This window comes from Labrenzia sp. R5_0 (genome assembly GCF_017743835.1).
GTDB lineage: Bacteria > Pseudomonadota > Alphaproteobacteria > Rhizobiales > Stappiaceae > Roseibium > Roseibium algicola.
On the sequence record NZ_JAGHRK010000002.1, the window covers coordinates 218,049 to 241,790 of the forward strand.

Consider the following 23,742-nt stretch of genomic DNA (forward strand, 5'->3'; position numbering starts at 1 on the left):
CGAGGAAGCATCCAGCCCGCATCGTGTAGAAGCTCGATCGGATTAGTCACATGGCTGCGATCATCGAGCGTGCCCTCCCGAACGGATCAGGTTTCCGATTACCAATGACCGAATTCGGCGGAACTCGTCAGCTTTCCGCAGGCACAGCACCTTGATCCAGCATGTGATCGAAGCGCCCCTCGCGCACACAGCCCGGCAGACCTTCGCGCGGGATGATCTCGGTGCCGACCAGCTCTTTCGCGTAGAGCCTTTCGATATCGCTGGTATCGACCGTCTGGCCATGGACGACAGATGCCAGTTTGGTCCGGAAGGCTTCCACGCCGCCCATGGAGGAAAAATGCCAGCCTGCATCGGGCAGGATTTTCACCGGGCGGCTGATGCCCGACAGGTTGTTGTTGCGGATCCTGAGAAGCGGTTGGGCGACAAAACCCGGCACGTAGGACTTTTTCGTCATCCGGGCCTTTGTCCGGCGCAGTTGCTGCGGCGTGGTCAGGTACTTCTTTTCAATCATCCGGGACCCCAGCAGCCAGGTCTTGCCGGGAACGATCCGGTCCAGATGGTGTTTATGCAGGCTCTGTTCGAACACCAGCAGCCGCCCCTTGTAGAGTTTCTCGTCCAGCACCTTCTTCAGAACTTCCGCCCGCACGATCTCGTCGACATCCGACAGAAGGATGACGTCGTCCGGCGTACAGGCTTCCAGTCCCCGTGCAATGCAATTGCGCTGATAGTTCTCGCGTTCCCAGTCCGCCTTCCGGCGGTTCTTGTAGACGCCGAGCGCCGGAGGCAATTCATCGGGAAACTCGACCTGAAGATCGATGATCTTGTCGGCCCAGGGCGCAAACCGTTCGCGATTTTCCGCAAAGTAGAACGACTTGGGACCACCGCGTTGCGTCTGGTTCGCTTCCACCAGGACAAACTTGTCGACATGGTTCCCCATCTCCCGAAGACGGATTTCCAGAAGGTCGAATTCGTTATGGAAGACAAAACAGTCGTAGAGCTTCATGCCTGGGCCCGGTTTCCTCGATCAGCGAAGGGTGGCGCATCCCGGCTGCCGGGGGGCAGCTCAAGTCATGGCAAGCCTCTTCCTGGTGCCTGCCGGGACCGATATCGGATTTCAGTCAAGAGGTCCACGGACCTGGCGCACAAAAGCGAATAGACCGCCCCTCACCCTGTTGCCGATGCACCTACTTGATCGAAAAGGGCATCCGGACTTTCGCGGAATTGCCGCTGAATTCATCGTTGACGGTGAGTTCCAGTACATAGTCGCCCGCCGGAGCCCCGCTGACATTCAGGGTCAGGTTGGCCATGTATTCGGTATTGGGCACGTGGCTCTTGAAGTCGAACCGGCCGAAGCCCTTTTGCCCAGCCAGCACCTTGCCATCGGGCGACGCGAGGTCGAAGTCGACGGTCAGAAGGGATGTGAACAGGCCATCCTGCTGTTTCCAGTCGAAGCCAACCGGCTCCAGATAGATGCGCAGCGGCTCGTCCGCTCCGAAAGCTGCATCTTCCCTGGGTTTATAGATGCCGAAGCCGTCGGCAGGGGCCATCACGAACAAGGCGGTTGGAATGGAAATGGTGGCTTTCGACCAAACGTCGAAAAGGGCCTCGCGCATCAAAGAGATGGCTTCCCCGCCCTTGCCGGCATCAAGCGCAGCCTCCGCTTCAGCCGCCTTGTCCTGCAAAGGTCCCGCAATGGCCTGGCATGACAGGGCAACCGCAAGCGCAGTTCCCAGAAACATTGGTTTCAGCATAGTCTCCCCCTTCACATTTGCGATCCGAGAAGTGAAGCACACCATTATGGCGGTCTCGCCGCAAGTCCAGGATCCGGCGCTGCGACACAGCGGGTGCTAGAGCTGGTCCTCGGCGCTGCCGCCGGTCTCGTCACCAATGCCCTCACCCAGCATTCCAGCCGCGGCAGCACCAGCCGCAGCAGCTTCCCTGGCGCCGGGTGTCACGACCTCCTCATCGCCGTCAGACCCGGCAACACGCACGGTCACCTGGCGATGTGCGAACCTGATGCCATTCTTTTCGAAGAGGTCGCGAAGCCCCGCATAAACGACCTTGCGAAGCTCGAACTGCTTGCCAGGCTTGGTGGTGAACTTGACGCGCGCGATCATGGCACTGTCTTCCATCGACATGATTCCCTGAGACTTCAGCGGCGCCAGGAACATGGGCCCGAAATACTCGTCCTCCAGCAGCTCCTTGCCGAAGTTCTTGATGATCTTGCGCATCTTTTCCACGTCGGTGTCGTAGGTAACGCGGAACGCAAGTTTCATCACCGCCCAGTCTCGTGAGAAATTCTCCACTTTCTGAATTTCGCCAAAGGGAACCGTCGTAAGCGCACCGCGGTGGTGCCGCAGCTGCATCGACCGGATCGAGATCTTTTCGACAACGCCCTTGGCGCTGCCGATATCGATGTATTCCCCTTTCCGGAACGCATCGTCGATCAGATAGAAAGCTCCGGAGAAGATATCCCGGATAAGGGTTTGAGCCCCGAATCCAACTGCCAGACCAACGACACCGGCACCGGCGAACAATGGCGCGATATTTACGCCCAGCTGCGACAGGATCACCATCGTGGCGATCACCACGATCGTGATGAGCAGGAAATTGCGGAAGATCGGCAGCAAGGTGGAAATCCGGCTCTCACCGGTTCCGCCGACTTCCGCCTCTTCGTCTTTCTCGGCAGGCGCTTCCTTGGCAATTTCCCGGTCAATGACGATTTTCACGGCTTCATAGGCCATGTAGCCAAGGAACATGACCAGAAGCACCTCGACGAAGGAACCGATCAGCGAGCCGCTACCGGCAAGCGGCAGTCCCCATTTGGAAGCCAGCATGTCCAGTGAGGTGAACACGACCAGAATAGTGGCGCCCCGGTCGAACAGGTCCCGGAAGGGTGAGCGCCGCGCTTCCCGCTCGGCAGCTTCCGCGCGCGCCTGGGCCAATGTGCTGGCAACATCCTCTTCACCGCCCTCGCCTGCTTCGGCACGTTTGATGTCCTCGGCAATCTTCTCCTGTGCGGCGGCCGTGTCCAGCCGCGGCAACAGAACCCGGTCGATGAGCAGGATCAGCAGCCCATAGGCAACCGCAGCCATCAGCAGCACTTCCAGCGGCGCACCGACCAGACCGATCGCGTCCGGCAGGTCGAGCAGGATACGCACTGCCGAAATCCCCCAGGCCAGGAAGAAATAGGCAACGGCAACAAAGTGCCAGCCGCTGGCCAGAACCCTTCGCCAGATCGGCGCTTCAGCCCCCTTCTTTCCCCGGATCAATCGCGCGATTACCCTGCGATAGACAATCGCGATGCCGGACAGGATGACCATCGACAGCGCGGAGGCTGCAATCAATGCCAGCTTGTGAATGTCAGGCGACAGACCCAGTCGCTCCATCCAGAGGCAGAAGGCAACCGCCGCAAGGGAAATGGCGGAGCCGACCAGCAGCGTCCTGTAGAGCCCGGTCGCTTCCTGATTGGAAAGCGCCAGCAACCGGTGGCTCTCCGCGTCGGGTGCCAGCACATTCAGCCAGACAACACGGAGCGCCAGAAAAACCGCCATGGTGCCGACAACCACAAGTGCGGTCTTGTTGGATGCATCAATGCCCGTTCCGACCAGAAGAAATACCCCGGCCGCTACGGCAAAGAAGAGCCCGACACCGACGAACATCAGGATCGCCCGGGCATAAAGATAGATAATCTTGTCAGCCCGTGTCGTCGCGTCCGGCTGGTACCAGGACGCGAATTGCCGCCGGCCCCACCGGTTCACCAGGGAAGAGGCCACAAGGCCGAGAACAACGGCTATCAGAATGTCCACCAGCGTCGACGACATCCAGTTGAGACCCCGTTCGCCCCCCTGGGCGCGCAGGGTCTCCACCATCACATCCTGGATCTCGGGAATTTTCTGAACGATGGATTTGAGAACATCCCGGGCCTCGACGGCATCTTCGGTGAACTCGTCAACGGTCTGAAGAAGGTTTGCGCCTTCACCGGCGCCGTCGGCCGGCGCCACTGCAGAGCCAGCCGCTTCCGTCTGCGCATTTCCATCTGCCGTTGTTTCAGCGGCCGGAGCCCCGGTACCGGTACCGGTCTCGGTAGAGCCCTTTCCGGAAAACAGCCCGGGTATTCCCTGTGCCTGCACCCCTGAGGGCAAACCACCCAGACACAGAAAGAGTGCAAGCAGACCTGACAGAAGAAGGAACGCCTTGCCTGGCCTCTTGCGGCCGCCATCGGCAAGACAGGATCGGCGATAGGTTGGATGTGAAAAGCGCATGTCAGCCCCAGGACGAGTCGCGAAAAGGATCCCCGTCTTTCTTGGCACGGATCTGTGCCATTTGAAAGAAAGCCGGCTTTTCGCAAGGCGCTGAAAAAGAAGAGGCCCGATCCTTTCGAACCGGGCCTTACATGCAGGCAGGAGGCGCCTTGCTTAATTGTGTCAGTGCAGAACGGTGTTGTTCCAATGAGCCATCTTGCGCTTGGCTTCGGCGATCGTCATGCGCTCGAACATGGCCATGGCATCGCTGCGCACATCCGGTGTCAGGCGGTGGCGCCAGGGGCCGATGGCCAGCAGGGAACCCACGGTGATGGAGGAGAAGCCGGAAGCCTTGGCAAGGATGACGAACGGCTCCGGATCGGGGCGCACCATCCAGTGGCTGACTTCCTCGACACCGCATCTCACCAGCCAGGCAAAGGTGGCAACCGCTTCCGCGAACCGGTCTTCCGAGGCGAACCGGCGCAGGGCGGCCTCATTGACCATCCCGCGTTTGGCCAGCAGCAGTACCCGGCTGCGCGCTGTTTCGAAGTCGTAGCGGCCCAGCCAATACTGGTTGGACATGCGCTGTGCGGCGATATCGGCAGCTTCCTCTACCCGCTCGGCTTCGTGACCACGGCCGGTTGCATGCAGCTTCCGCCGGACTTCCTCGCTGGCAACCGAGATCAGGCTGGCAATATGCGCTTCGGCAAGATCCGCACGCTCGCTCAAGGAAAGCTGCAGCGTCGCATCGGAGGCAGCATCGCTGATCAGGGCCATGATCGATGCATCCGACAGGCAGGCGCCATCGTTGCTGGCCACCTTGCGCTTGACCTTCAGATCACCGCGACGCACCAGCACATCGGTCAGCTCTTCAGACAGAACTTCGCGCTGTGCGATGGCGAACCGGTGCGCATTGCCGCGTTTTTCGGCGATCTTGATCAGATCGGCCTCCCGCAGCACGGTGGAGCGCAGCAGGATCGGCTCAGCTACCTCGATCTCGTCATCGGCCAGACGGCGGATGGTTTCTTCCGGACCGCGTCTCAGGCTGGACATCTGGTCAGCGACATAACGGCGAACTTCGTCTTCCACCATGTCGACAAGCCGCAAGAGGACGGAGTCATAAATATCGACCTGCTCGTCGGAGCACCGATCGGAGGTCAGGGCAAACAGGGTTGCGACATGCCGGGCCAGTTCGGCCCTCCGGGCGCTGCCAGCTTCACCGGTCAGCTCCGAGAAGTTCACCAGTTCTGTTTTCAACGCTTCAGTCATGTTCCATTACCAATTTTCACAAGTGTGCCGGTTTGGCGTTGGTACAGAAAATGACGATGAGTTTTAAAGAAGGTCGAAACGCGCTTTTCCAGAATGTAATTGTCTTTTTTTAAAACTTGAGAACAATTCTAACTATATCGCATGTATTCATTACATGTCATTGAAATGTAACAATTTTGACCGCTTCGCTCCCCGCTCGAAGTCACTTTTTTATCCCGTTGAAATCCGAATATTTTTTCCGAAAAAAGATTTTCAAGGGCCGTTTCAATAGCCTCCGAAGGTCAGAAATTGCGACTGGTTTAAATACATTCGTTGCGCCGCAAGGCCTCTGGACAGGGGCGTGCCCATCGGCAGCGCACGAGATAAAGAAATATTTTCCTTTTCTTATTGACCCTTCACCAGGCGCAATCTAAATAAAGAAAGCAATATATTTCTTTATTGGAGCCAGCCATGTCCTCCGTGGTCCGTTTTCCCCGTGTCGCCGCCATACCGCCCTCCCGCACCCGCGGTCTCTATCAACTGGCGGCCCTCCTGCGACGGAAACTCGGCAAGGCCCTTTCCCGCCGATCCAGCCATCAATCCATTCCGGACGATCTTCTTTTCGATGTCCTTAGCGACAACGATTTGAGAGCCCGCGAAGAAAACCGGCGGCGGCCGATCATTAGCGGCCCCTGGCGCTAGCTCGTCCATGGACTTGCCTTCCGTTTCAGGATTGCAGCGACTTCACCCGGAGCAAAAGACATAAAAAAACCGGCACCTTGCGGCGCCGGTTTTTTGCTGTTCCTGCTCAGCCTTTATTCGGCTGCCGCCAGAAACTCCTTGGTGCCGGTCTTGTTGTCCGAACCGCCGTCGTTGCTTCTGTCGAGCTGCTCCAGAAGCACACGGCGCTTTTCAGTCGCCTTTTCGATGTTGTCATCCTTGATCGGACCAAACCCGCGGATAAGATCCGGAACCCGGGCGAGCTCGACCAACAGGCCGTAGTGTCCTTCCGGCAGCCGCTTCAGGATCTCGGCAATATCGCCCTCATACTGGCTGATGAGCGCGCGCTCGGTCTTGCGTTCCGCCGTACGGCCGAACGGGTCGTACCATTTGCCGCGCATGCCCTTGAACTTCGCCAGGAAGCTGAACGCGGAGAAGATCCAGGGTCCGAAGGCAATCTTCTGCGGACGGCCGGTCTTTGGATCCTTGCGATGCGCGAGGAACGGCGGCGCCAGATGAACCTTCAGCTTCTTCGGGTCTTCAAAACGCTGCGCGATCTTCTCCTTGAAGGCGGGATCGCTATAAAGCCGCGCGACTTCATATTCGTCCTTGTAGGCCATCAACTTGAAGAGCATGTCGGACACAGTCTGCGTCAGGCGGAACGTGCCCGGACCATGCGCTTCGTCAGCCTCTTTGACCTTGCCGACCAGATCCAGATAACGCTGTGCGTAGGCCGCATCCTGATAGGCAGTCAGCTCCTGGGCATTGAAGGCAATCTTCTCATCCACGGTAAAGACACGCTGTTTTGCTTCCGACGGCAGGGCCTTGAGCAGTTTTTCCGGATCTGCAGCCAGCACGCGGCCTGCACGGAACGCCTTGATGTTGTTCTTCACCGACGCGCCGTTGAGTTCCAGCGCGGTTTCGATGGCATAGTCCGAGACCGGCAATGCGCCACTCTGGAAAGCCATGCCGACCAGCAGCATGTTGGCATAGATGGCATCACCCAGAAGCTTCTCGGCAATGTCTGCAGCATTGACAGGCAGATATGTGCCGGAGGCTTTGCGCAGGGCGCTGTCCATCTGCTTTTCATCGAAGGAAAGCGTCTGCTTCAGCACGAATTCCGCAGTCGGGGCCACCTTGGTGTTGGCAACGGTCATCGTGTGACCACGATGAGCGAGCGCGAGCTGATCTGCATTCGCGGCCACCACCATGTCACTCGCGATCAGAAGGTCGAGGCTGGCTGCCGGAACCCGCGGACCTTCAATCGACCTGTTGCCCGCCGCAAAACGCACGTGAGACGTCACCGGGCCACCCTTCTGGGCAAGGCCGGTCATGTCCAGCGTGGAGGCCTGCTTGCCATCCACATGGGCCGCCATAGCCAGGATCGCACTGATCGTGGTCACGCCCATGCCGCCGATACCGGCCACCAGCGTGTTCCAGGTGCGATCAAGCGAGGCAAGCGTCGGCAGCGGCAGGGTTTCCACCAGGGTGTCGATATCGACATCCGCCTTCTTCGGCTTCTTCAGTGCAGCACCGTTGATCTCGACAAAGGACGGGCAGAACCCCTTGATACAGGAGAAGTCCTTGTTGCAGCTCGACTGGTTGATGACGCGCTTTTCACCGAATGGCGTTGCCAGTGGCTCCACCGACAGGCAGTTGGACTGCACGGAACAGTCTCCGCAGCCTTCACACACCCGGTCATTGATAAAGAGGCGCATGTCCGGATCGGGAAACTGCCCGCGCTTGCGCCGGCGGCGCTTTTCCGCGGCGCAGGTCTGGTCGTAAACGATCACCGACACGCCCTTGAAGGTCTGGAACTCTTCCTGAACCTCCATCAGTTCGTCGCGATGGTGAATCTTGGTTCCCGGGGCAAGCGGCGTCCAGGAGCCGTAGCTGTCCGGGTTCTCCGAAACCACCGCGATCCGCTCGACGCCTTCGGCTTCCAGCTGACGGGTGATCTGCGGAACGGTCAGCTGGCCGTCCACCTTCTGGCCACCGGTCATGGCAACCGCGTCGTTGTAGAGGATCTTGTAGGTGATCGGGACGTTGGAGGCGAGCGCCTGCCGGATCGCCAGGATGCCGGAATGGAAGTAGGTGCCGTCGCCGACGTTGGCAAAGACGTGGCTGTCGCCGGAGAAAGGCTGCTGCCCGACCCACAAGACACCCTCGCCGCCCATCGCAATCTGGCCTTCCGTTGTCCGGCCGGCCATTTCCGTCATCGCGTGGCAGCCGATGCCCGGCAGCGAGCGGGAGCCTTCCGGTGTCTTGGTCGACGTGGAATGCGGGCAGCCTGAGCAGAAGTAGGGAATACGGGCAGCGCGTTCCGCATGGCCCTGGGCCCACATGGCCTGTTTGGTCATCCGGTTGGCAACGGCGCGCATTTCTTCCGAAACCACGTCGCCCGGCAGCCAGGTCATGAGGCCTTCGATCAGCTCGGCAACGGACAGTTCCAGAACGTCGGACAGGAACGGTGTCCCGTCCGGACGGCGTTTGCCCCAGATTTCCGGCCGGCTCATTTCCGGCCAGTGATAGGAGATGTCCTTGATCTGGGATTCCATGAACGCGCGCTTGTGCTCCACCACCAGCAAACGTTCTGTGCCACGGGCGAAATCACGCAGGCCGAGCGGCTCCAGAGGCCAGCTCATTGCCACCTTGTAAACCCCGAGGCCCAGCGCCTTGGCAAAGTCCTCTGTAATGCCCATCAGGTCGAGTGCCTGCAGCAGATCCCGGTAGGCCTTGCCGGAAGCAACGATGCCGTATTTGGGATTGGTCCTCGTTCCGAAGGTGACCCGGTCCAGACCGTTTGTCCGCACATAGGCCTGAGCCGCAGGAATACGAAGATCGCGCACCAGACGCTCTGTCTCCAGGCGGTTGCCCAGAAGAAGATCGCGGTTCTGGTGATAGTCCTTGCGCGGATCGCCTTCCAGCGGACGCACCATGCGCAGCCTGTTCGGAGAGATATTGATCGTTGCCGATGCATCCATCGTGTCGGCAACGCAGATCAGGGCCGTCCAGAGGCTGGTGAAGCGGGACATTTCCAGGCCGTGCAGGCCGTAGTCGAGAACATCCTGGATATCGGCCGGGTTCAGGACCGGAATTTCCGCATGCTCGAAATAGAACTCGCTCTGCGCCGGCAGGATGGAGGATTTTGCAAGGTGATCATCACCGGCCAAGGCAAGCACACCGCCGTTGCGGTCGGTGCCCGAAGCGTTGGCCTGACGCAGCACATCGCCGGCACGGTCGACGCCCGGCGCCTTGCCGTACCAGATGCCGAAGACGCCGTCGTAAGAGGTCGCCCGTCCAACACCGCCCTCGCCGCGCAGCTTCTGGCTGCCCCAAACTGCGGTCGCGCCCAGCTCTTCGTTGACGCCCGGCTTGAAGACGACGTCATACCCCTTGAGGTGGCGATGAGCCCGCATCAGCTCTGTGTCGTAACCGGCAAGCGGCGATCCCCGGTAGCCGGAAATGAAGCCGCCCGTTTTCAGGCCGGCCAACTGGTCCATGCGCGCCCGATCGAGCGCCAGCCGGACAAGCGCCTGTATGCCTGTCAGATAGACCCGTCCTTCCGTGGCGACGTATTTGTCCTCCAGGGTAACGGTTGGCATGTGCACGTTCATCCGAATTCCTCCTCAACCGACATCTGGGGCAATGTCCCCCGGCGGCAACCTCACATAATAGGTAATATCATCCTTTTCTCAGGCAATTTCTGTGCTATCGTCACGGCCAATCACCCAGAGGCAGAATAAAAATTCCTAAAATATCCAATGACAGATAAATATCTTCTCGACCCGTCGGACATACGTGTTCTGCGTGTACTGCAACGGGATGCGTCGCTCTCCATTGCCGAAGTGGCAAAGGAAGCGGGCATGAGCCAGACGCCTTGCTGGCGCCGGATCAAGCGCCTCAAGGAACAGGGAATCATCCGCCAGATCACTGCCATCATCGACCGCGAATCTGTGGGTCTTGGCTTCGTGGCCTACTCGTTCGTCAAGCTTGCGGTTCCCAGCCGCGAGAACATGGAAACATTCGACAAGCTGGTCCACCATTGGCCCGAGGTCGTGACGTGCGAGCGCATCACCGGTGCCGTCGACTATCTTATCAAGGTTGTGACGGATGATATCAAAACCTACGACAATTTTCTGCGTTTGAAGCTGCTGGACAATACGCTCGTGTCCGATGTGCAGTCTCGCATCGTCGTCAATACGGTGAAGGATACCGTCGCCCTGCCCTTGCGCGAGAGCTGACATCCGACCTTGAACGACCGCCAGGTTAGACGCTCAGGTGGCGAACCGCAACGCAGACAGCCCCGCCGGGTCCAGAAAAGGCTGCTTGCCCGCAATCATGCTGGCCAGCAGCCGTCCCGTCACCGGCCCGAGCGTGAAACCGTCATGAGCATGGCCGAAGTTGAGCCACAGGCCCGGGATCTTTGCAGACGGACCAACCACGGGCAGCGAATCCGGCAGGCACGGCCTGCTTCCCATCCACGGCTGTTCCTGTAACGCCCGTCCAAGCGGAAAAATTTCCTCGGCCCGTCGTTTCGCCAGCTTGACAATCGCCGGATTGGGCGGGGCATCGCGCTCGGCCAGTTCGACGCCAGTGGTCAGGCGAATGCCATTGTCCGTCGGTGTCAGGGCGAAGCCGTTTTCGACATCCACAACCGGTCGTGACAGGGACGCCCCGGACAACGGACGATAATGCATGTGGTAGCCACGCTTGACTGCAAGCGGATAGGTTTCTCCAAGGCGTGCCAGCAGATCCGCGGTCCAGGCGCCGAGGGCAACCACTGCCTGGCGGGAAAACAATGTGCCGCGTTCCCCCTCGATTTGCCAGCCGCCACGCTCCTGCTTCAGCTTCATCGCATCGGCGCGGAAATACCCGCCCCCGTCATGCACGAATCCCCGCCAGAAAGCATCGACCACGGCACCGGGATTGGACACCGAACAACTTTCCGGCCAATGAACGCCTCTCAGCCCCTGCGCCGTCAGGCCAGGCTCCAGCGTTCCGATCTCGCCAGCCGACATTTCCCGATAGGAAACGCCAAACACCCGCGCGTATTGGCGTTCGGTCTCGCTTGCCTGGAAGGCAGTCTCCGAGCGGTAAAGATGCAGCCAGCCCCCCTGGCGGTAAAAGCGGTTGGCATTGGTCGCATGCGCCAGGTCCAGATGCTCCTCGACGGCGAAGGCTCGCAACGGAGCAATCGCCCGCGAATAGGCCTCAACCCCGCGGGCATTGCCGGCTGCATGGAACTGGCGCAGCCACGGCAACAGCCGCAGTAAGGTGGCCATATCCAGCGAAACGGCACTTGAGCGGCCGAAAAGAATCCCCAGAAGCGTGAGCGGATTCGTCGGCACCGCATGCGGTACGAAGCCGTTGCGCTGGACAATCCCGGCATTGCCGAAGGAAGCTTCCTCGCCCGGGTGCTTGCGGTCAATCAGCGCAACGGACAGGCCCAGCCGCTGCAGATGCAGTGCCGTTGACACACCGACGATACCGGCGCCGAGCACCATCACGTCGAAGGATTGCGTTTGCCTGGTTTTTGCTGTCATGCCTGTTCCGGACGGTGCCCTAATACTGGCGTCCGAGGTCCGGATCCTTTAAGAGGCGCGGAAGTGCCTGCCACAACTCGCGGTTCAAAGGACAACTTAAGATGATTCGATGGTGTGGTGCAGGCTTGGCATGGATCGGGCGCAACGGAACGGCCGCCCTTGCTGTGAGTATCTTCATCGGCATGGCCTTGCCGGCGCTGTCCGCCTATCTGCGGCCCTACCTGACCGTTGCCGTCTTCAGCCTGTTGACCCTGGCTTTTCTGCGGGTCGACACCTTCGCGATCCGCATGCGCCTGCGTCGTCCCACGCTTCTGATTGCCGCCCTCCTGTGGATGATGCTCGGCGCGCCCCTGCTGACGTGGCTGCTGATCGATCTTTCCGGCCTGAAGGCTCTTGGCCCCGATGTGATGTTGGCCCTTTTCATCGCAACCGCCGCTCCCCCGGTGATGGCGGCTCCTGCCTTCATCTATTTGCTCGGCCTTGATGGCACCCTCAGTCTCGCGCTTTCTGTTGCCGCTCTGATCATCACCCCGCTGACGGCCCCCTTCATCGGCGAGTTGATGCTCGGGCCTGCCCTGCCTCTCAGCGTCGGCGGCCTTGCCATCCAGCTCTCCCTGCTGCTTGCAGGCGCCTTTGCGGTCTCGATCGCCTTTCGCAAATTGGCCGGTGAAGAGCGCCTGGCTCGCTCCTCCCACCACATCAGCGGTCTCAATGTGCTGCTGCTGCTGGTCTTTGCCATAGCTGCCATGGACGGTGTCGCCGCAAGCTTTGCCGCAAAACCACTGTTCACGCTGGGCCTTACCGCCATCACCTTCTGCCTCGCACTGGTACAGATTGCGCTCAGCCTGCTGCTGTTCTCACCGGCGACCCGAGAAGACGCATATGCAATCGCCCATACGTGCGGCACCAGAAACATGGGACTGATGGTCGCCGCCTTCGGTGGCACCCTGCCGGAATTCACCTGGCTCTGGTTCGCTGTCGGCCAGTTTCCGATCTACATCCTGCCCCTGTTCCTGAAACCGTTTGTACGGGTGTTCTGCCGTCTGAACGTGAAAACTGTGACGTAGCACACCTGACAGGCGAACGTGCTAGGCTTACCACTAGCCAGGTCAAACACTTCGCGTGAGGAAAGTGCCGTGTCCGTTCTGCCATCCACCGTCAAATCCCTGTGCTCATCGGCGGGCCGCAGTCTTCTGTGTGCCGCAACGCTCCTGCTTGCCGGTGCAAGCCTCGCCCCGGCTGCAATGGCTGGAGACACGGCAGAGCTTCAGCTTCTCGGCTTTTCCAGGAACGGCGATTTCTTCGCCTTTGAGCAGTTCGGCGTCCAGGACGGATCCGGCTTCCCCTATTCTGAGATCTTCGTTGTCGATGTGATCGGCGATACTTGGGTGCCGCCGTCCCCTTTTCGCCTGCGCAAGGATGTCGACACGGGTCCGGGTGATGCAGCCGACAACGCCCTGTCGGAGACCAGGGCGGAGAACCGTCTTGCCGCCCAGCCGCTGCTCCAGGACAAGGCCATTGCCGGTAAAGGCCAGACGGTCGGCTTCAATCCTCGCACGGAATTGACATCCGATCCCCACAAGATGCTGGTTGCCCCGCGCGTCACCTTCCTGTCCGGTGACGATCCAATCGACCTCACCCTGTCGGAATACCCCCTGCCGAATGCCCAGTGCCAGAGCTACGGCGCCGAGACCAAGGGCTTCCGCCTGACCATGGTCCACAATGGTGTCACCCGCATCCTCAACGAGGACAACACCGTGCCTGAAAGCCGCCGTTGCCCACTGGCTTACCGGATCGAGCGCATCGTCACCCATTTCCCCGATGAAGCCCCGCCCGTCTTTGCCGTGCTGATCCAGATGGACAGCCTCGGCTTCGAAGGACCGGACCGCAGATATCTGGCGATAACGGGACGTCTTTGAGCTTCTAAACCGATTGAGGCCGGCTCGGGTATCTTGCCCAGTCGCATCAGAAGTGCTAGCGCGGCGGCAACATCAGAAAACGGGACGATAACGGCCCGTCTGGCCTGTCCGGGAGTTTGCCATGCCGCGCGACGTCAAGATTGCCCCCTCCATCCTCGCCTCCGATTTTTCCAAACTCGGCCAGGAAGTCCGCGACGTGGTGGAAGCGGGAGCCGACTGGATCCATCTCGACGTCATGGACGGCCACTTCGTGCCGAACATCACCTTCGGCCCGGATGTCATCGCCAAGCTGCGCCCGCACACGGACAAGATCTTCGACACCCACCTGATGATCGCTCCCTGCGATCCCTACCTGGAAGCCTTTGCAAAGGCAGGTTCCGACATCATCACGGTTCATGCCGAGGCCGGCCCGCATCTCGACCGGTCTCTGCAGGCAATCCGCAACCTGGGCAAGAAGGCCGGTGTCTCTCTGAACCCGTCGACCCCGGAAAGCGTCATTGAATATGTTCTCGACCGGCTGGACCTCATTCTGGTGATGACGGTCAACCCGGGTTTCGGCGGTCAGAAATTCATCCAGTCGCAGGTCGAAAAGACCCGCCGCATCCGCCAGATGATCGGTGACCGTCCGATCGACCTCCAAATCGACGGTGGCGTCACCCCCGAAACCGCCCCCCTCGTTGCAGCGGCTGGTGCCAATGTGCTGGTGGCAGGATCCGCAGTCTTTAAGGGCGGCACGATCGAAAGCTATGCCGGCAATATCTCGGCGATCCGCAAGGCCGCGGAAAAGGCTTGAAGGCGGCGCTAGCTCTTATCGAGTGCCCGGGTCATACGTCGTGGACTAGGCACCCATAAGGCGACCACTTTTTTAAAGGAAACGCTGCCACAGGCTGAGCAAGCGGCCCATCCTTCGAGACAGGCCTTTGGCCTTCCTCAGGATGAGGTGGTGGGTGGCATCAAGGCTGGGAGGCTGGGAGGCTGGGAGGCTGGGAGGCTGGGAGGCATCTTGCACCTCAGACTTCCCACACAAACACCCTCATCCTGAGGAGGACCGCCAGGTCCGTCTCGAAGGATGGGCCACGCCCTCAACCGGCCCGTCCACTATTTGTCCAAGCCATGATATCCAGCATCTATGAAGGTTACTTTCTATATCCTCAGATGTTCGAACGGCAGCTATTACACAGGCGTCACGCGAAAGGATCTCGCGAGCCGAGTTAGTGAACATCAGCAAGGAACGTACGACGGTTACACAGCGCGCTACCGACCGGTTGAACTGGTGTTCAATTGCGAATTCGAGCAGCTCACCGACGCGATTGCCTGCGAACGCCAGGTAAAAGGATGGCGGCGTGACAAGAAAGAAGCCTTGATCAAAGGTGAGTTCGACCTGCTTCCCGCGCTGTCGAAACGGGGTGAAACCGCATCAAAAAATTGAACGAGTGGCCCATCCTTCGAGACGGCGCTTCGCGCTTCCTCAGGATGAGGTGGTGGAACGGTTTGACGCTCTAATGCTCTAGAGCTCTGATGTTTTCAGGCCCAGAGACAGCTTTCACCTCAGACTTCCCACACAAACACCCTCATCTTGAGGAGGACCGTCAGGTCCGTCTCGAAAGATGGGCTACAGGTACCGGTTTCACCCACGACTACCGGTCGCGAAGCAATTACTTCCGCAACGCGTCTTTCCGTCGAGACATTCCCTCGGTTAAGCTCTCCCCGTTAAAGACTGGGGGAATCGTCTTGGCGCATATGCAACGCAGTATCGGTCTGCTGAGCCTCACCTTTGTGGCGATCAGCGGAATTCTCGGATCTGGCTGGCTGTTCGCGCCCTTGATGGCTGCGCAAGCTGCCGGGCCGTCATCACTCATCGCCTGGATGATCGGCGGCTTCGCGATGCTGCTTCTTGCCGCGACCTTCGCCGAGATCGCGGCGATCCTGCCGGTTGCAGGCGGCATCGGCCGTGTGCCGCATTTCTCCCACGGGTCGGTCGTCTCCATGACAATGGGCTGGACGGCCTGGGTTGGCTACAACACCACCGCCACCATCGAGGTGGAGGCAGTACTGCGCTACTCGAAGAGCCTTGCGCCCTGGCTTTACGGGTCAGACGGACTCCTCAGCCCTGCCGGTCTGGCGGTTGCCTGCGTCCTGCTGGCGGTCTTCACGGTTCTCAATGCCTTTGGCGTCCGCTTCTTTGCCCGTCTCAACACGGCGCTCACCTGGGTCAAGATCCTTGTTCCGGCCGGACTGGCCGCCGTAATCCTCACCTCCGAGTTCCGATACGCCAATTTCAGCGAATACGGCGGCTTTGCCCCCGAGGGACTGAAGGGCATCCTGTCGGCGATCTCAACCGGCGGCGTGATCTTCGCCCTGATCGGGTTCCGCCACGTGATCGATATGGCCGGGGAAGCCCGCAATCCGAAGGTGAACGTGCCGCTGGCGCTGGTGATCAGCCTGGTCGTCTGCCTGCTGATCTACGGCGGGCTGCAGCTCGCCTTCCTAGGCGCCCTTGATCAGTCACAGCTCAAGCAAGGCTGGGCGGCGCTCAGCTTCCCGGGCGAGCTGGGGCCCATGGCGGCCCTTGCGACCGCCGTCGGCGCGCTCTGGATCGTCAGCATTCTGGACAGCAGTGCCCGCATCTCCAGTTTTGCCTCGGCGCTTGTGTCCGTCGGGTCGAATGCCCGCCTCGGCCTTGCCATGGCCCAGAACGGTCTCTTTCCGAAGTTCATGGAAACCCTTTCGGCGCGCGGCGTGCCGCTGTTCGCTTTGCTGATCAACTTCGTTGTCTCGGCTCTGTTCTTCTTCATTCTGCCATTCAACGAAGTGCTCGCCCTCAACACGTCATCCATCGTGTTGTCTTTCGTCGTCGGCCCTGTCGCCGTGCTGGCCTTCCGCCAGCTGATGGCCGACGCCCCGCGCGCCTTCGTGCTGCCGGCCGCTCCTGTCACCGGGTGTCTTGCCTTCGTCGTCGCCAGCCTGATCATCTACTGGAGCGGCTGGGACACCATGCTGCATCTGGGCGTCTGCCTGGTCATCGGTTTCCTGCTGATGATCTACCGCAACAGCAGAGGCGGCTTCGACAGCCTGGACTGGCGCGAGGCGGCCTGGCTTGCTCCCTATCTTGCAGGTCTTGTGCTCATTTCCTGGCTTGGTTCCTTCGGCGGCGGCTTGGGCTACCTGCCGGTCGGGCCGGATATCGCCGTGGTTTCTGCTCTGGCAGTGGCGGTCTACATCCTTGCGGTGCGTCTGCGCCTTCGCCAGGACAAGTTCGATCTCTACATGGCCGAGGAAAAGGCTGACGAGCGGATGGAATACGGCGACGGCGCGTGAGGCCTTTCAGGATCCAGCCTAGCTGAAACGGCGGCCCGGAACGGGTTTCCCCGCCTGCCCTGGCAGCTTGTCCTTCAAACCGGAGGGATAGAGCTCAAGACCCTTGGCGGCCAGTTCGTCAAGCGTGATCCAGCGTGCCGTCCCAACCGTGTCATCGTTCACCTCGTAAACGATGGTATCGGTCCGGTAGTAGCTGTTGTCGGTAAAATGGGCGTGGCACAGGAAAACGATCTCGTGGCCTGCGACACCATGATGATCGTAGATGTTCTCCATGACGATATACTCGTCGAGCAGAGTGATCCTTGCTCCCAGTTCTTCCAGGAACTCACGCTGGAGCGTATCGCGCCAGGGCTCGCCAAACTCCACGGTGCCGCCGAGCGGCCGCATGCCGGTGATACGTCCCGTATCGTTCCGCACGTCTGACAGAAGCAGCGCGTCATCCTGCCAGATCAAGGCAAGAGCCTTGACCGCAATCGTGTTAGCCGGCCGCCAGATTGTCATCCGTGTCTCCTCAAAGACAGTCGCATCGCGCTCGTGTGCACCGTAAAATTCACATTCGGGCACTTTGCTGCAAGCAAAAACCGCGTCTCCGCATTGAAGGGGCAGCGCCCCTCTGCTATTCCGCAGCCAGATTTTCCACATACGAGGTCCATTCGCCGATGATCCCGCGCTATTCCCGTCCCGACATGGTTGCCATCTGGTCGCCGGAATCGAAGTTCCGCATCTGGTTCGAGATCGAGGCCCATGCCTGCGACGCACTGGCCGAGCTCGGGGTCATTCCGAAAGAAGCGGCCAAGACTATTTGGGAAAAGGGTGGCAGCGCCACGTTCGACATCGACCGCATCGACGAGATCGAGCGCGAGACCAAACACGACGTCATCGCCTTCCTGACCCATCTGGCGGAAATCGTTGGCCCGGATGCCCGTTTCGTGCACCAGGGCATGACCTCGTCCGATGTGCTCGACACCTGCTTCAACGTCCAGCTGGTCAAGGCAACCGACATGCTGCTGGCCGACATGGACGCCCTGCTTGCCGCGATCAAGCGCCGGGCAATGGAACACAAGGATACCGTCTGCATCGGCCGCTCCCACGGCATCCATGCCGAACCGGTAACCTTTGGCCTGAAGATGGCCGAAGCCTATGCAGAGTTCGACCGCTGCAAGAAGCGCCTGCTGGCAGCTCGTGAGGAAATCGCCACCTGCGCCATTTCCGGTGCGGTCGGCACGTTCGCAAACATCGATCCTGCCGTGGAAGAACACGTCGCCAAGGCCATGGGCCTCCAGGCCGAACCGGTCTCCACCCAGGTGATCCCGCGTGATCGTCACGCGATGTATTTCGCGACCCTCGGCGTGATCGCCTCCTCCATCGAGCGCGTGGCAACGGAAGTCCGCCACCTGCAGCGCACCGAGGTTCTGGAAGCGGAAGAATTCTTCTCCAAGGGCCAGAAGGGCTCGTCGGCAATGCCGCACAAGCGCAACCCCGTCCTGACCGAAAACCTGACCGGTCTTGCCCGTATCGTCCGCGGTTTCTCCATTCCCGCAATGGAAAACGTGGCTCTCTGGCACGAGCGCGACATTTCGCATTCGTCCGTCGAGCGCATGATCGGCCCGGACGCGACCATCACCCTGGATTTCGCTCTGGCCCGCCTGACCGGCGTCATCGACAAGCTGCTGGTTTATCCGGAGCGCATGATCGGCAACATGGACCGTCTCGGTGGCCTCGTGCACTCCCAGCGTATCCTGCTCGCTCTCACCCAGGCTGGTTCGTCGCGCGAGGACGCATACCGTCTGGTCCAGCGCAATGCCATGAAGGTGTGGGACAGCTACCAGGTGGCAGGTGCTGCCTCGGTCGACTTCCTGACCGAACTTCTGAACGACGCGGATGTGCGCAAATATCTGTCTGAAGAAGAAATCCGCGACCGCTTCGACCTCGGCTACCACACCAAGAATGTCGATGTGATCTTCGAACGGGTGTTCGGCGAAGCGTAAGTCTTCCGCCATTTGGCGGCGTAAATTTACTTTCCGTCGTCATCCCGGCCAAGCGAAGCGCGAGCCGGGACCGGGGAGCCACAGAATTTTGTATTCGCACAGGAAGTTTGACCGATAGACCTCGGCTCCCCGATCCCGGATCTCCGCTTCGCTGCGTCCGGGATGACGATCCGAGGTCTGTAGTCGGGCTTCGGGGAGGCATCGGCCTCCCCTTCTCTTTCCGCGGAAGGTAAAGCGATGTCCGGCGAAAAATCCCTTGTTGCCTGGCAGCGCATCGAAGCGCTTTTTATCCTGATTGCTTCATTGGTCCTCTATTTCTGGACAGGGGCGCCGTGGCTGACGTTTGTCATCCTCATTCTGGTGCCCGACCTGTCGATGCTGGGCTACTTGGCCAATCCACGCGTTGGCGCCCTGATCTACAATCTCTTTCACACCTACATCGGCCCGGCCCTCCTGATGGGGCTTGGCGTCCTGCTCACGGATTATGATCTGGATCCCTACGCCTTCTGGGATTTTGCTCCGATCGCGATCATCTGGACCGCCCACATTGCGTTCGACCGGGTTCTGGGCTACGGCCTGAAGAGCCCTGAAGGGTTCAAGATCACTCACCTTGGCCGGATCGGCCGTCAGGATAGCTGAATCATGAAAATCGCCGTCGTCTCGGACATTCACGGCAATGTCCTGGCCCTTGAAGCCGTGCTTGCAGACCTGAAACTGGAAGCACCGGACCTGATCGTCAATCTGGGTGACTGCATTTCCGGTCCGCTCTGGCCGGAGGAAACTGCCGCCATCCTGCGTGAGGCTGCCTGGCCGACTGTTCGCGGCAACCATGACCGCATCGTCCTGGACGATCCGATCGACAAAATGGGACCGACCGACTTCTTTGCCGCTGAGCGTCTTTCACAGTCAAGCCGCGACTGGCTGGCAACAAGTCAGCCGACCATACGCCTGACGGACGAGATTTTCCTGTGCCACGGCACCCCGGACAACGATGACCGCTACCTGACTGAAAAGGTGGAGGGACCGAAGGGACACCTGCCGGACGAACAGACCTTGCTGGACGAGTTGAAGGGCGAAACCGCTCCCGTCATCTGCTGCGGTCACACGCATATTCCCAGGGTCATCCGACTTCAGAAAACCGGGCAGATCCTGCTCAATCCGGGCAGCGTCGGCTTGCCGTCCTACGAAGACGACCATCCGCACCGGCATGTCATGGAGGCCGGCAGTCCGCATGCCCGCTATGCCCTGATGACAAACAATCACGGAGCATGGAACTTTCAGGAAAAGATCCTGACATACGATTGGGATACGGCAGCCGCCGAAGCGGAAAAGAACGGGCGTCCGGGTTGGGCCCGGGCCCTGAAACACGGTTTTTACGGGCCACTTTCCTGAGATCTTCGCGATCACAAATGACGGAGCATGACCATTTCGGGGAACGAAGCCGGGCGCTCCACGTTTTATACCCATGATTAGCATGGAGTATGTGATGTCGATCTGGAAATCCGTTTTAAGTCACGCCGCTATCGGCGGTCTTGCCGTGAGTCTGGCTTTGCCGGCCTTCGCCGCTCCACTGCCACTGCTCAATACCGCGCCGGTGCCGGTTCAGACGCATTCGGAAGCCCCGGCGAACGTCCTCAAGGTTGACCACAGAAGAGGTCATAACCCGCATCGCGGCTACAACAATCGTAACGGACGCCACTATTACAACGGGCACCGGGGTTACCGGAAATATCGCCAAGGCTATCGCCAGTATAACGGCTGGTGGTTCCCGCCGGCAGCTTTCGCCTTCGGCTTCGGCGTTGCTCCCGGCCCCCGCTATGCGGCCCCACCACGCTACGCAGCTCCCCCGCGCTACGCCGCCCCGCCTCGCTACGGCCGTGGCTACAGCCCGGCGCACTATCAGTGGTGTGGTCAGCGTTATCGGTCTTACCGCCCTGGCGACAACAGCTTCCAGCCCTATCACGGACCACGCCGTGTATGCGTCTCGCCCTATGGGCCGTGATTTAAGCTGTCGGAGACAAACATTGAGCCGGTCCTTTGGGCCGGCTCCTTTCATTTGCCTCAGCCGTCATCCCGAAGGCTTTGAACGCAAACGGCGCTGAGATCCGAAGGCCGGTAGCTTGCCGGTTGCTTCTTCCAGCCTTCCGAACATCCGTCACCTTCCTTGCCGCGATTGACAAGCGCCCGGAAAAACTGCGAGACAGCGGCACATCTTCGACAGCCACGCAAAAGGTGTAGCCCGTGAAAATTTCAGACACCGATATTCTGCTTGTTCCAGGTTACGGTCAGACGCTGCCGGGCCATTGGCTGTTGCGCTGGCGCGACAAGATGCCGACGGCCCGGGTCGTGAAACAGGCAGAGCTGCATCGTCCGAGCAAGAAGGAATGGCTGGAAACGCTGGTGAAAGCGGTTGATGCCGCCGAACGGCCCGTTGTGCTTGTCGCACATTCGCTTGGCTGCATTCTGGTTGCCCACGGTGCTCATACGCTGAAGGGCAAGATCGCCGGCGCCTATCTCGTCGCTCCTTCCGACTGGGACCGCGAGGGGCTGGTGGCGGAATTCGATGGCGGGGACTTCAAGCCCATTCCCGAACATCCGTTGCCCTTCCCTGCGCATCTTGTCGCCAGCCGGGACGACCCATATTGCGACTACGCTCGTGCCGAGCATTTCGCCAAGGTCTGGGGCACCACCTTCCAGGACGCCGGAGCCGCCGGTCACATCAACCTGGAAAGCGGCCACGGCCCGTGGCCGGAAGGCATGATGTCCTTTGCCCATTTCATGAAGAAGCTCGGCTGACGGCTGTCAGGTCCGTGCAGAGGAAGCGTCCATCAACGCTCCGAGGCGCGTGGCCACCCAATAGCTCACCGGAATGGCGATCGCGGCGCCTGTCGCCGCGCCGCCGACCAGCAGCAGAGCATTGAATGTGCCGACACCGTAGATCGATAACGGAACCAGTGCACCAAGGCCGGCAAGCGTCGGGCCGATGATGATGAACAGGATCATTGCCAGTTTCCACATGAGGATCTCCCATCGGGAAAGCGGCGGTTCTCCGTCCTGAGCTACAGCGGCAACAGTGGTTGATTATGAGACATAATCAACTTTGTCGTTGAAGCTCAGAACCGTCGCGGTTTCGATATCTGAATACTTTCGCAATATCGAAACCATGACATTGACCCAGGTCAAGCTTCCGCAAGAAGAGCAAATCAATATCCGGCGGCGGGTCCTGTGCCCTGCTCCGCCAGCCAGGCCACTTCCTTGAGCGCCGCCCTGGCGGAATGATCAAGAAAGAGCGTATCGACGCCGTGTGACATCAACCGGAACCCCTGATTATAGGCTTCCTCGACCTTGTCGGCGTTGAGGCAGAATATCCCGGCAAGTTTCCCGGCCGCGAGCGCCTTTTCCGCGATCTCACCGGCAACTTCGCCGGTATGTGCCCCATTCGGATCGAGCGAAGCGCCTTTCGACAACGCAAGGGAAAGATCGCTCGGACCGACAAACACGCCATCAAGACTGTCGACGCTGAGGATCTCGTCCAGCGCGTCGATCGCGTCCTGGGTTTCGATCATGGCAAAGGCAAGGGTCTGGGCATTGGCGTTTTCGAGATACTGGTCCCGCGTCTGGCCGCTCAGCATGGCTGCCCGGAACGGCGACCAGCTGCGGTCGCCGATTGGCGGATACTTGACAGCCCGCGCAAAGGTTTCCGCGTCCCGAAGGGAATTGATCATCGGCGCGATGATGCAATCGGCCCCCATGTCGATCAGCCGTCCCGCAAGGGCGTTGTCACCGACGGGAATGCGGGCGATGCGGTGCGCCCCGGCAAGAGCAATGGCTGCCATCGCCTCGCACGCCGATGCGAAATCATACATGCCGTGCTGAAGATCGAGCGTAACCGCCTCGTATCCCGAGCGCGCAAACAACTCCGGAACCATGGGCGCGGACAATTGGGACCAGCCGGTAATGACGGCTTTTCCGGAACGCAACTTGTCGGCAAGAAAGGCATTATCTGACACGGGTCGTCTCCTCCGATAGAGGAGGTATCAAATCCGTCCGCCGACACAACCGCAAGCGCTGTTTTTGCAATTCTGGGAGCTTGGTTGACGCAAAGGGAGATGGGGATTTTCTTCTTCCAGGCCGGAAAAGCCCCCACTTGCCGGTCATCATGCCCGTCAAAACAAAAAAACGCCCGCCGTTTCCGGCGGGCGTTTGAAACTGACAATCGAAGAAAGCTTCGATCAGCCTTCTTTCTGCAACTGGTCGACAGCCGTGTGCATCAGTTCGTCCATGGTGCGACGAATCTGATGATCGGACTGCTCGACCTTGTTTGCGTCGAAATCTTCGCGAAGCTTGCGGAAAACGTCTTCCTCGCCCGGCTCTTCGAAATCGGCCCGGACAACTTCCTTGGCGTATTCGTCGGCCTTCTCGCCTTCAAAGCCCAGAAGACCTGCCGCCCACAAACCCAGCAACTTGTTGCGGCGTGCGGTTGCCTTGAACCGCAGCTCCTCGTCATGCGCAAACTTGTTTTCAAACCCCTGCTCGCGCTTGTCGAATGTGCTCATACTCATCGTCTCCTGAACTGCGCTGATGCACTTCCCCCCATATGGGGCTGATTTGGTCTCTTGCATATCCCCGCAAGCCGATCAAATCAACGCAGTACGTACACTCATGCGTCAAAAGCATAACCGCCCTGCGAACTCTCCGGAAACATAAGATTGTACTTTTGCCCGGCTTCGGTTAAGTTCCGCGCCGCAAAACAGGGCCT

General features: G+C 59.9%; 22 protein-coding genes. 12 read left to right on the top strand and 10 right to left on the bottom strand.

Annotated elements, in window-relative coordinates; all coding sequences use genetic code 11:
- Positions 1 to 127: 127 nt before the first annotated feature.
- The 4 genes from J7447_RS09845 to J7447_RS09860 all read right to left on the bottom strand — a co-directional run bounded on the left by J7447_RS09845 (position 128) and on the right by J7447_RS09860 (position 5,513).
- Positions 128 to 1,003 carry a hypothetical protein gene (locus J7447_RS09845; protein WP_209169507.1) on the bottom strand — a complete coding sequence of 292 codons (876 nt, stop codon included), beginning with the start codon at positions 1,001 to 1,003 and terminating at the stop codon, positions 128 to 130.
- Positions 1,004 to 1,184: 181 nt separating this feature from the next.
- On the bottom strand, positions 1,185 to 1,751 hold the full coding sequence (locus J7447_RS09850; protein WP_206907511.1) for a hypothetical protein: 567 nt from the start codon (positions 1,749 to 1,751) through the stop codon (positions 1,185 to 1,187).
- A 96-nt stretch (positions 1,752 to 1,847) separates the two neighbouring features.
- Positions 1,848 to 4,265: a mechanosensitive ion channel domain-containing protein gene (locus J7447_RS09855; protein ID WP_209169508.1), complete on the bottom strand. Its 2,418-nt coding sequence runs from the start codon at positions 4,263 to 4,265 to the stop codon at positions 1,848 to 1,850.
- Positions 4,266 to 4,427: 162 nt separating this feature from the next.
- Positions 4,428 to 5,513, bottom strand: a complete 1,086-nt coding sequence (locus tag J7447_RS09860) for a DUF2336 domain-containing protein (RefSeq protein WP_023000900.1) — start codon at positions 5,511 to 5,513, stop codon at positions 4,428 to 4,430.
- A 450-nt stretch (positions 5,514 to 5,963) separates the two neighbouring features.
- On the opposite strand from J7447_RS09860, the gene J7447_RS09865 reads away from it, so the two are divergent.
- Entirely contained in the window at positions 5,964 to 6,194 is a 231-nt protein-coding gene (locus J7447_RS09865; protein WP_062488394.1) for a hypothetical protein, read from the top strand.
- Between the two features lie 113 nt (positions 6,195 to 6,307).
- Here the strand turns inward: J7447_RS09865 and J7447_RS09870 are convergent, their stop codons facing one another.
- A complete protein-coding gene (locus J7447_RS09870) occupies positions 6,308 to 9,829 on the bottom strand; it encodes an indolepyruvate ferredoxin oxidoreductase family protein (protein WP_228872550.1) in 3,522 nt (1,173 codons plus the stop codon).
- Between the two features lie 147 nt (positions 9,830 to 9,976).
- Between J7447_RS09870 and J7447_RS09875 the strand changes: the two genes are divergently transcribed.
- Positions 9,977 to 10,456, top strand: a complete 480-nt coding sequence (locus J7447_RS09875; RefSeq protein ID WP_006939550.1) for an Lrp/AsnC family transcriptional regulator — start codon at positions 9,977 to 9,979, stop codon at positions 10,454 to 10,456.
- A 33-nt stretch (positions 10,457 to 10,489) separates the two neighbouring features.
- Here J7447_RS09875 and J7447_RS09880 read toward each other — a convergent pair whose 3' ends face one another.
- Positions 10,490 to 11,758: an FAD-binding oxidoreductase gene (locus J7447_RS09880; RefSeq protein WP_209169509.1), complete on the bottom strand. Its 1,269-nt coding sequence runs from the start codon at positions 11,756 to 11,758 to the stop codon at positions 10,490 to 10,492.
- Positions 11,759 to 11,859: 101 nt separating this feature from the next.
- Here J7447_RS09880 and J7447_RS09885 point away from each other — a divergent pair, with 101 nt between their 5' ends.
- From J7447_RS09885 to J7447_RS09905, 5 genes are all read left to right on the top strand, one after another.
- The gene (locus J7447_RS09885) at positions 11,860 to 12,825 is read left to right on the top strand and encodes a sodium:proton symporter (protein ID WP_031269250.1); all 966 of its coding nucleotides are present in this window, start codon (positions 11,860 to 11,862) and stop codon (positions 12,823 to 12,825) included.
- Between the two features lie 69 nt (positions 12,826 to 12,894).
- Positions 12,895 to 13,677, top strand: a complete 783-nt coding sequence (locus J7447_RS09890; protein ID WP_209169510.1) for a DUF2259 domain-containing protein — start codon at positions 12,895 to 12,897, stop codon at positions 13,675 to 13,677.
- Positions 13,678 to 13,798: 121 nt separating this feature from the next.
- Complete coding sequence (gene rpe, locus J7447_RS09895; RefSeq protein WP_209169511.1) at positions 13,799 to 14,470, top strand: ribulose-phosphate 3-epimerase; 672 nt, start codon at positions 13,799 to 13,801, stop codon at positions 14,468 to 14,470.
- Between the two features lie 336 nt (positions 14,471 to 14,806).
- Positions 14,807 to 15,106 (top strand): GIY-YIG nuclease family protein, encoded by a 300-nt coding sequence (locus tag J7447_RS09900; protein WP_055655048.1) that lies wholly within the window; start codon positions 14,807 to 14,809, stop codon positions 15,104 to 15,106.
- A 311-nt stretch (positions 15,107 to 15,417) separates the two neighbouring features.
- Complete coding sequence (locus J7447_RS09905) at positions 15,418 to 16,995, top strand: APC family permease (RefSeq protein WP_209170127.1); 1,578 nt, start codon at positions 15,418 to 15,420, stop codon at positions 16,993 to 16,995.
- Positions 16,996 to 17,013: 18 nt separating this feature from the next.
- On the opposite strand, the gene J7447_RS09910 is transcribed toward J7447_RS09905, so the two are convergent.
- The gene (locus J7447_RS09910) at positions 17,014 to 17,496 is read right to left on the bottom strand and encodes an NUDIX domain-containing protein (protein WP_031269247.1); all 483 of its coding nucleotides are present in this window, start codon (positions 17,494 to 17,496) and stop codon (positions 17,014 to 17,016) included.
- A gap of 158 nt (positions 17,497 to 17,654) precedes the next feature.
- Here J7447_RS09910 and purB point away from each other — a divergent pair, with 158 nt between their 5' ends.
- The 5 genes from purB (at position 17,655) to J7447_RS09935 (ending at position 21,779) form a co-directional block, all read left to right on the top strand.
- A complete protein-coding gene (gene purB, locus J7447_RS09915) occupies positions 17,655 to 18,983 on the top strand; it encodes an adenylosuccinate lyase (protein ID WP_023000891.1) in 1,329 nt (442 codons plus the stop codon).
- Positions 18,984 to 19,220: 237 nt separating this feature from the next.
- Positions 19,221 to 19,622, top strand: coding sequence for a DUF4260 domain-containing protein (locus tag J7447_RS09920; protein WP_062488387.1), 402 nt, complete (start codon positions 19,221 to 19,223; stop codon positions 19,620 to 19,622).
- A gap of 3 nt (positions 19,623 to 19,625) precedes the next feature.
- Entirely contained in the window at positions 19,626 to 20,375 is a 750-nt protein-coding gene (locus tag J7447_RS09925; RefSeq protein WP_209169512.1) for a metallophosphoesterase family protein, read from the top strand.
- Positions 20,376 to 20,469: 94 nt separating this feature from the next.
- Positions 20,470 to 20,985, top strand: a complete 516-nt coding sequence (locus tag J7447_RS09930) for a BA14K family protein (protein ID WP_209169513.1) — start codon at positions 20,470 to 20,472, stop codon at positions 20,983 to 20,985.
- Positions 20,986 to 21,224: 239 nt separating this feature from the next.
- Complete coding sequence (locus tag J7447_RS09935; protein ID WP_209169514.1) at positions 21,225 to 21,779, top strand: alpha/beta hydrolase; 555 nt, start codon at positions 21,225 to 21,227, stop codon at positions 21,777 to 21,779.
- Between the two features lie 6 nt (positions 21,780 to 21,785).
- Here the strand turns inward: J7447_RS09935 and J7447_RS09940 are convergent, their stop codons facing one another.
- The 3 genes from J7447_RS09940 to J7447_RS09950 all read right to left on the bottom strand — a co-directional run bounded on the left by J7447_RS09940 (position 21,786) and on the right by J7447_RS09950 (position 23,539).
- Entirely contained in the window at positions 21,786 to 22,001 is a 216-nt protein-coding gene (locus tag J7447_RS09940) for a hypothetical protein (protein ID WP_055655054.1), read from the bottom strand.
- A gap of 185 nt (positions 22,002 to 22,186) precedes the next feature.
- Entirely contained in the window at positions 22,187 to 22,993 is an 807-nt protein-coding gene (locus tag J7447_RS09945; RefSeq protein WP_023000885.1) for an aldolase/citrate lyase family protein, read from the bottom strand.
- Positions 22,994 to 23,215: 222 nt separating this feature from the next.
- Complete coding sequence (locus J7447_RS09950; RefSeq protein WP_023000884.1) at positions 23,216 to 23,539, bottom strand: DUF1476 domain-containing protein; 324 nt, start codon at positions 23,537 to 23,539, stop codon at positions 23,216 to 23,218.
- Between the last annotated feature and the right edge of the window lie 203 nt (positions 23,540 to 23,742).